This is a genomic window from Roseomonas sp. TAS13 (genome assembly GCF_001950415.1).
Lineage (GTDB): Bacteria > Pseudomonadota > Alphaproteobacteria > Acetobacterales > Acetobacteraceae > Roseomonas > Roseomonas mucosa.
In genome coordinates, this window is the sequence record NZ_BDLP01000239.1 from 1 (window position 1) to 6,776 (window position 6,776).

The window sequence follows — 6,776 nt, forward strand, 5'->3', positions numbered from 1 at the left end:
CGGCAACGGCCAGCCGCCGATGCCACGGCCGGGCGGGGCGGCCAGGCCCCAGGGCTGGCCGCGCGCCGCCCTGGCCGCCGTGCTCTGGTCGGTCCCGCTGCAATGGGTGGTGATGCAGGCCACCCTCCCCCGGCTGGAGGCGCCCTGGGTGGCGCCGCACCTGGCGCAGGCCGTGGCCGAGGCCGGGCGGGGCATCCCCGGCGGGCTGCCGCCGGAACGCGTAGGCCTGCTCGGCTTCCACGAGCCCTCCGCCATCTTCTCGCTGGGCACGCGCGTCACGCTGCTGGACAGCGGGCAGGCGGCGGTGGCCTTCCTCGCCGCCGGGCGCAACGAGGGCGAGACCCGGCTCGTGGCCGTCGAGGCCCGCGAGGCGCCCGCCTTCCAGGCCGCGCTGGCCGCCGCCGGGATGCGGGCGCGGGAGGCCGGGGCGGTGGAGGGCTACAACTACACGCGCGGGCGGCGGGTGCGACTCTCCCTGGTGACCGTGGCGCCGTAGCGGGGCCCGCGTCCCGGCTCGGGGGAGCCGCGCGCCGGGGAGCCCACACCGGGGAGCCCACACCGGGGAACCCCGGGCCGGGGCGGGCGTTAGCGCGCATATCCGGCTTTTTGAGGAGAACGCGCATGGTCGAGACCCGCAGCGACCGGGATGCCCAGAACAAGGTCTGGGACATGATCCGGCACATCAAGGTGGCGACCATGGTGACACTGGACGCCCAGGGCCATTTCCGCGGCCGGCCGATGTGGGCGCAGCAGGAGAGCTTCGACACCACCCTGTGGTTCTTCGCCCGCAAGGATTCCCCCGTGGTGCGGGAGATCGCTGCCGATGCGCGGGTGCTGCTGTCCTATGCCGAGCCGGGCAAGCAGGACTATGTCAGCCTTTCCGGCGAGGCGAAGAGCTTCACCGACCCCGCGAAGCAGAAGGAACTCTGGAGCGAAGGCATGCGCGCCTGGTTCCCGGAAGGGCCGGAGGACCCCTCGCTGACGCTGATCGCGGTGGAGGTGGCAGGCGCCGAGTACTGGGACGCGCCCTCCTCGAAGATGCTGCACGCCTATGGCTATGTGAAGGCCATGGCCACCGGCAAGCCGCCCCAGGGCGGCGAGAATGCCAAGGTCAGCTTCGCCTGATCTCCTCTGGGCGGTCCCGGGCGGCCCGGTCCCAGAGCCCGTCCCGTGGCGGTGCCACGGGCCGGCTCCCCGGCGGACGCGATCCGCAGATCCCCCGAAGCGCCGCCCAGGAGGCATCGTCCAGGGCTGGGCCACGCGCCGGCACCGGCGGCAGGTCGGACAACCTCCGGCCCGTGGGCGGGTGCGTGCTGAGATAGCCCAGGATCGCCGGCTCCCTCCCTTCCCTGTCGGCGATGCGCGTCAGGAAATCGCGCAGCCCCCCGGTGCCGATCCCGCTGCGTTCCAGCGCGGCGGCGGCCCAGACATCCGCCTCGGCCTCGAAACCCCGGCTTCCGGACAGGACGGCCGCCCCCGCGGCCGGGGCGCTGATCCCGGCATAGCCGGTCACGTAGCCGGTGAGCAGTTGCAGCCCCATGGCACGCGCCAGGGCCCGCATGGCGTGATTCCTGGACACATGGCCCAGCTCGTGCGCCAGGATTCCCGCCACCTCGGCGCTGTCCCCGGCCTGGTCCAGCAGCCCCCGCATCAGCACGATGCGCCTGCCGGGAAGGGCATAGGCGTTCACCGCGGGGCCATCGAGCACCATCGCCTCGACATTCGCCAGATCCGGCGCCAGCCTTCGCACCAGACCGTCCAGCGCGGCCTGCCCCTGCGGCTGCGTGCAGCGCGGCATGGACAGGTGGTCCGCGAGGATCCGGTCCGCCAGCGACCGCTCCGTCGCCGTTGGAACGAGGCGAGCCGCCATATCCGCCAGGACCGGGCCGCCGAAGAGGAAGGCGGGCAGCACCAGGCAGGCGGCCAGCACGCCAAGCGCGGCCACGACCCGTCGCCGCCGGTGCTGCCGGGTCCAGCCCTGCTCGCGCCGCAGGGCGTCACGAAGGGCTTTCGCCCTGTCGCCGGACAGCAGCAGGCGCATGCCGTCCCGGGAACTGCCCCAGGCGCAGGACAGCCCGAACTCGCCCGGCAGATCCAGGGTCACGCGCAGCCCGGAAAGCGCCCAGGCCATCCCATGCCCGTTTCCGCCCTCCACCCGGATGTGAAGCTCCCCATCGGCGAGGCGGACCATCGCGGGGGAACCGGCCGCGCTCCGCCCGTCATAAAGGGTGGCGGCCCATTCCCCATCGCCCGGCCTGTCCGCGCCCATTCTCAGAAGACCGAGGCCCCGGCGCCCAGGACATCCGCCAGCCCCTCGCCATGGCCGGGGCGGTAGCCTTCCGCCTGCCACACCCGCGCCAGGCTCATCTCCCCGGACAGCAGCAGGTCGTCCGCGAAGAAGCAGAGGGAGCGGTGCTGCGCCAGGGGCCAGAGCAGCCCCAGGCTGAGCCAGACGAGAAGCGCATTGTCGAACAGGAACAGGGCGACGCGCAGGGTGCCGCGCCGGCTGCGGAAGCGCAGTTCCTCCAGGCTCGTGCTCCGCACCGTCAGGCGCCACTGCGCAGCCTGGATCAGCGACCCGGCCAGTTGGAGCGACAGGAGGAAGACCCCGCCCACGGGCAGCATCAGCACCATGAGCCGCTTGCCGAGCGCATCCTGCACCGCCGGGTCCACCCGGCCCCCGCCCTGGAAGAGCGCCGCGTTCTGCAGGATGGGCGGCAGCAGGAAGGCCGCCACGGCGGCGAAGGTCAGGATGGCGGCCAGCAGGGCCGCCAGCAGATACCACGGGAAAAGCTGACCGCCCCGGCCGGTGAAGGTGAACCGCGCCGTGCCATAGGATGTCTCGCCCAGCGTCCAGCGCAGCGAGGTCGCGGCCATCCAGGGCAGGGAGAGGCCCAGGGTCAGGAAGCTCAGGAACATCCGTCCCAGCATCCCGGCGCCATAGCGCCAGGGCGAGCCGGACAGGTGGAAGGCGACCCCGTTCAGCAGGGTGCGGCTCAGCAGATAGCGGCGAGCGGTGAAGGCACCAGCGAAGCCGAGCAGGCCGGCGGGCAGGTAGAGGGCGAAGGAAGCCAGCCGCGCGGCCTCCGGCGCGAGCATCTGCGTCAGGCCCATGGCGAACAGGAGCGGGACGATCACGAGAAGGGCGAGAAGGAAGCCCCGGAACAGTTCTCCGCCCGTCCCGGTATATTCCAGCCTCTGCCCATCCAGGCTGAGGTGCTGCCAGACATGGCGGCGCAGCCGCGTGCGGGCCCAGAAGCGCCAGATGCCGAGGGTCAGCACGGTCAGGAGAAGATTGAGGAAGAAGATCCGGTAGAGATCCCCCAGCCGCCCGTCATAGCGCAGGCGGTGGCCGGGCGCGGCCCCCGGGGCATGCTCCGGCACTGGTCCCTGGCTGGACATCCTTCGAATCGCTCTCCGAACCGTTCGTCCGGAGAATTATCGCATTGGTGCAACCCAAAGGTGTATAGGCAAAATCTCTTTTTCTGGATTTTGCCTAACGCGCTGGCTTCGGCGTCTCGCCCGAATAGTCGTAGAAGCCCTTGCCCGTCTTCCGGCCCAGCCAGCCGGCATCGACATACTTCACCAGCAGCGGCGAGGGCCGGTACTTGCTGTCGCCCAGCCCCTCGTGCAGCACCCGCATGATGGACAGGCAGGTGTCCAGGCCGATGAAGTCGGCCAGTTCCAGCGGCCCCATCGGCTGGTTGGTGCCGAGCTTCATGGCCGTGTCGATGGACACCACGTCGCCCACCCCTTCCTGCAGGGCGGTCACGGCCTCGTTGATCATCGGCAGCAGGATGCGGTTGACGATGAAGCCCGGATAGTCTTCCGCCGAGGCCACCGTCTTGCCCAGGCGCTTCGCCAGCGCCTCCACCGCCCGCACGGTGGCCTCCTCGGTGGCAATGCCGCGGATCACCTCCACCAGCTTCATCACCGGCACCGGGTTGAAGAAGTGCATGCCGATGAAGCGACCCGGCCGGTCCGTCGCGCTGGCCAGGCGGGTGATGGAGATGCTGCTGGTGTTGCTGGCGAGGATCGCTTCCGGCTTCAGCCCCGGGCAGAGCCCGGCGAAGATCTTGCGCTTCAGCTCCTCGCGCTCGGTCGCGGCCTCGATCACGATGTCGCAGCCACCCAGCCCCGCCATGTCGGTGCCGGCCGTGATGCGCCCCAGCGCGGCCTCCTTGTCGGCGGCCTGGATCGTGCCCTTGGCCACCTGCCGGTCCAGGTTCTTCGCCATGGTGGCGCGCGCCTTCTCCAGCGCCGCCTCGCTGACATCCACCAGCGTCACGGTGAGGCCGGACACGGCGCAGACCTGCGCGATGCCGTTGCCCATCTGCCCGGCGCCGATCACGCCGACGGAAGCGATCTCCAAAGCCTCTTCTCCCTCTCGCGATGTTGCAGCGCCGCCCCGCCCCGCGGGAGCCGCGGGCCGGGGCGGTTCCGGAACGGGGGCCGAAGCCCGCCGCTGCTCAGCCCTTGTCGAGGGCGGCGGTCAGTTCCGGCACGATGGTGAAGAGGTCGCCCACGAGGCCGTAGTCGGCGACCTGGAAGATCGGCGCCTCCTCGTCCTTGTTGACGGCCACGATCACCTTGCTGTCCTTCATGCCGGCGAGGTGCTGGATCGCCCCCGAGATGCCGAAGGCCATGTAGAGCTCCGGCGCCACGATCTTGCCGGTCTGCCCCACCTGGTGGTCGTTGGGCGCATAGCCCGCATCCACCGCCGCGCGCGAGGCACCGACCGCGGCGCCCAGCCCGTCCGCCAGCTTGTCCAGGATCGCGAAGTTCTCCGCCGAGCCCATGGCGCGGCCGCCCGAGATCACCACCCGCGCCGCCGTCAGCTCAGGGCGTTCGCTCTTCGCGATCTCGGCACCCACGAAGCTGGACACCCCCGGATCGGCCGCCGCCGCCGCGCTTTCCACGGGGGCGGAGCCGCCCTCGGCCGGCACCGGGTCGAAGGAGGCGGCCCGCACCGTGATCACCTTCGTCGCATCCGCCGACTTCACCGTCGCCAGCGCGTTGCCCGCATAGATCGGCCGCACGAAGGTATCGGCATCCACCACGCCCGAGATGTCGCTCACCGGCTGCACGTCCAGCAGCGCGGCGGCGCGCGGCATCACGTTCTTGCCCACCGCCGTCGCGGGGGCCAGCAGGTGGGAGTAGCCGGGCGCCAGCTGCACCAGCAGCGCCGCCAGCGGCTCGGCCAGCATGTGCCCGTCGCCCTCGGCATGCAGCACCTTGGCGATGCCGGGGATGCCGGCGGCGGCTTGCGCCGCGGCGGCGGGGCCGGAGACCAGGAGATGCACTTCGCCGCCCAGCTTCCGGGCGGCGGCGATGGCGGAACGGGTCGGCTGGTTGACGGCGGCGCCGTCGTGATCGGCCAGGACGAGGACGCTCATCTCAGATCACCTTGGCTTCGTTGCGCAGCTTGTCCACCAGCTCGGCCACCGAGCCCACCTTCACGCCCGCCTGGCGCTTCGGCGGCTCCTCGACCTTCAGCGTGGTCAGGCGCGGGCCCGCATCGACGCCCAGGTCGGCGGGCTTCACCGTCTCGATCGGCTTCTTGCGCGCCTTCATGATGTTGGGCAGCGAGGCATAGCGCGGCTCGTTCAGGCGCAGGTCGGTGGTCACCACCGCCGGCAGCTTCAGCGACACCGTCTCCAGCCCGCCATCGATCTCGCGCGTCACCTTCGCGGTGCCGTCGGCGATCTCCACCTTCGAGGCGAAGGTGCCCTGGCCCCAGCCCAGCAGCGCCGCCAGCATCTGGCCGGTGGCGTTCATGTCGTCGTCGATGGCCTGCTTGCCCATCACGATCAGCCCCGGCTGCTCGCGCCCGGCCAGCGCCTTCAGGATCTTGGCCACCGCCAGCGGCTCGACCACGCCCTCCTGCTCCACCAGGATGCCGCGGTCGGCGCCCATGGCGAGCGCGGTGCGGATCTGCTCCTGCGCCTGGGTGGGGCCGACGGAGACCGCCACGATCTCGGTGGCGATGCCCTTCTCCTTCAGGCGCACCGCTTCCTCGACCGCGATCTCGTCGAAGGGGTTCATCGACATCTTGACGTTCGCCGTCTCGACGCCCGTCCCGTCCGACTTCACCCGTACCTTGACGTTGTAGTCCACCACCCGCTTCACGGGCACGAGAAGCTTCATCTTGTTTCCAGCCGTTTCCCGAGACGATGGCGGGACCAGTGCCCGCCGGAGGATCGGCCCGCGCATCGGCGGACCAGGTGCCGCGGACCATAGGACGGGGAATTACGGGCTGGCAAGGCGGGGAACCCCTGCCACGATGCCCCCCCCCCTAGCGGCGCGTCAGCAGCAGGAGCAGGGCGAAGAGCCCCAGCGCCAGGGCCTGGAGCCCGACGCGCCAGCGCATCAGCCGGTTGGACCGCGCCCCGGCCCCCGTTCCGCCCACCATGCCGATCATGCCGGCGAAGAGGACACCGAGCGTGGCCAGCATGGCGAGCGCCACCAGGATGGTGAGGAGCGTGATCATGCGATCAGAGTTGTGCCGGAACGGCCGGAGTGCAACGCCCCGGCCCGCATCGCCGCCGGACGCCCGCATGGCTGGCGAGGGTGCCCGGCGGCGATGCCCGATTGACCGGCACGGCGGGGCGCGGTCCAAGGCGCCACCATGCCCCGTCGCCCTTTCGCCAGGCTTCTGGCCCTGCTGCTCCTGGCCAGCCTGATCCTGGCCCTGCCGCTTCCCCTGGCCAGCCCGGGGGCACTGACCCGGATGGCGCTGGCTCAGATGGCGCCGGCCGAGCCTGTCTCTTGATCAC

Annotated in this window: 8 protein-coding genes and 1 pseudogene; 3 read left to right on the top strand and 6 right to left on the bottom strand. The window is 71.3% G+C overall.

Going from position 1 to position 6,776, the window contains the following annotated elements; all coding sequences use genetic code 11:
- Positions 1 to 496: pseudogene (locus ROTAS13_RS16680) on the top strand (glycosyltransferase family 39 protein); the annotation flags it as partial.
- Positions 497 to 621: 125 nt separating this feature from the next.
- The gene (locus tag ROTAS13_RS16685) at positions 622 to 1,125 is read left to right on the top strand and encodes a pyridoxamine 5'-phosphate oxidase family protein (protein ID WP_019461991.1); all 504 of its coding nucleotides are present in this window, start codon (positions 622 to 624) and stop codon (positions 1,123 to 1,125) included.
- On the opposite strand, the gene ROTAS13_RS16690 is transcribed toward ROTAS13_RS16685, so the two are convergent.
- From ROTAS13_RS16690 to ROTAS13_RS16715, 6 genes are all read right to left on the bottom strand, one after another.
- Entirely contained in the window at positions 1,112 to 2,131 is a 1,020-nt protein-coding gene (locus ROTAS13_RS16690) for a M48 family metallopeptidase (RefSeq protein WP_171979127.1), read from the bottom strand. The genes ROTAS13_RS16685 and ROTAS13_RS16690 overlap by 14 nt on opposite strands.
- A gap of 140 nt (positions 2,132 to 2,271) precedes the next feature.
- Positions 2,272 to 3,402 (bottom strand): DUF898 family protein, encoded by a 1,131-nt coding sequence (locus tag ROTAS13_RS16695; protein ID WP_079253527.1) that lies wholly within the window; start codon positions 3,400 to 3,402, stop codon positions 2,272 to 2,274.
- Positions 3,403 to 3,496: 94 nt separating this feature from the next.
- Entirely contained in the window at positions 3,497 to 4,372 is an 876-nt protein-coding gene (locus ROTAS13_RS16700) for a 3-hydroxybutyryl-CoA dehydrogenase (RefSeq protein ID WP_075822896.1), read from the bottom strand.
- Between the two features lie 97 nt (positions 4,373 to 4,469).
- A complete protein-coding gene (locus ROTAS13_RS16705) occupies positions 4,470 to 5,396 on the bottom strand; it encodes an electron transfer flavoprotein subunit alpha/FixB family protein (protein ID WP_019461987.1) in 927 nt (308 codons plus the stop codon).
- A 1-nt stretch (position 5,397) separates the two neighbouring features.
- Positions 5,398 to 6,147, bottom strand: coding sequence for an electron transfer flavoprotein subunit beta/FixA family protein (locus tag ROTAS13_RS16710; protein ID WP_019461986.1), 750 nt, complete (start codon positions 6,145 to 6,147; stop codon positions 5,398 to 5,400).
- Between the two features lie 148 nt (positions 6,148 to 6,295).
- The gene (locus ROTAS13_RS16715) at positions 6,296 to 6,490 is read right to left on the bottom strand and encodes a twin transmembrane helix small protein (RefSeq protein WP_058389783.1); all 195 of its coding nucleotides are present in this window, start codon (positions 6,488 to 6,490) and stop codon (positions 6,296 to 6,298) included.
- Positions 6,491 to 6,628: 138 nt separating this feature from the next.
- On the opposite strand from ROTAS13_RS16715, the gene ROTAS13_RS27250 reads away from it, so the two are divergent.
- Entirely contained in the window at positions 6,629 to 6,772 is a 144-nt protein-coding gene (locus tag ROTAS13_RS27250) for a hypothetical protein (RefSeq protein WP_171979126.1), read from the top strand.
- The last annotated feature ends 4 nt before the right edge of the window (positions 6,773 to 6,776 follow it).

Coding starts and splice junctions, on each gene's coding strand:
- ROTAS13_RS16685 (WP_019461991.1), top strand. CDS start 622: ATGGTCGAGACCCGCAGCGACCGGGATGCCCAGAACAAGGTCTGGGAC.
- ROTAS13_RS16690 (WP_171979127.1), bottom strand. CDS start 2,131: ATGGCCTGGGCGCTTTCCGGGCTGCGCGTGACCCTGGATCTGCCGGGC.
- ROTAS13_RS16695 (WP_079253527.1), bottom strand. CDS start 3,402: ATGTCCAGCCAGGGACCAGTGCCGGAGCATGCCCCGGGGGCCGCGCCC.
- ROTAS13_RS16705 (WP_019461987.1), bottom strand. CDS start 5,396: ATGAGCGTCCTCGTCCTGGCCGATCACGACGGCGCCGCCGTCAACCAG.
- ROTAS13_RS16710 (WP_019461986.1), bottom strand. CDS start 6,147: ATGAAGCTTCTCGTGCCCGTGAAGCGGGTGGTGGACTACAACGTCAAG.
- ROTAS13_RS16715 (WP_058389783.1), bottom strand. CDS start 6,490: ATGATCACGCTCCTCACCATCCTGGTGGCGCTCGCCATGCTGGCCACG.
- ROTAS13_RS27250 (WP_171979126.1), top strand. CDS start 6,629: ATGCCCCGTCGCCCTTTCGCCAGGCTTCTGGCCCTGCTGCTCCTGGCC.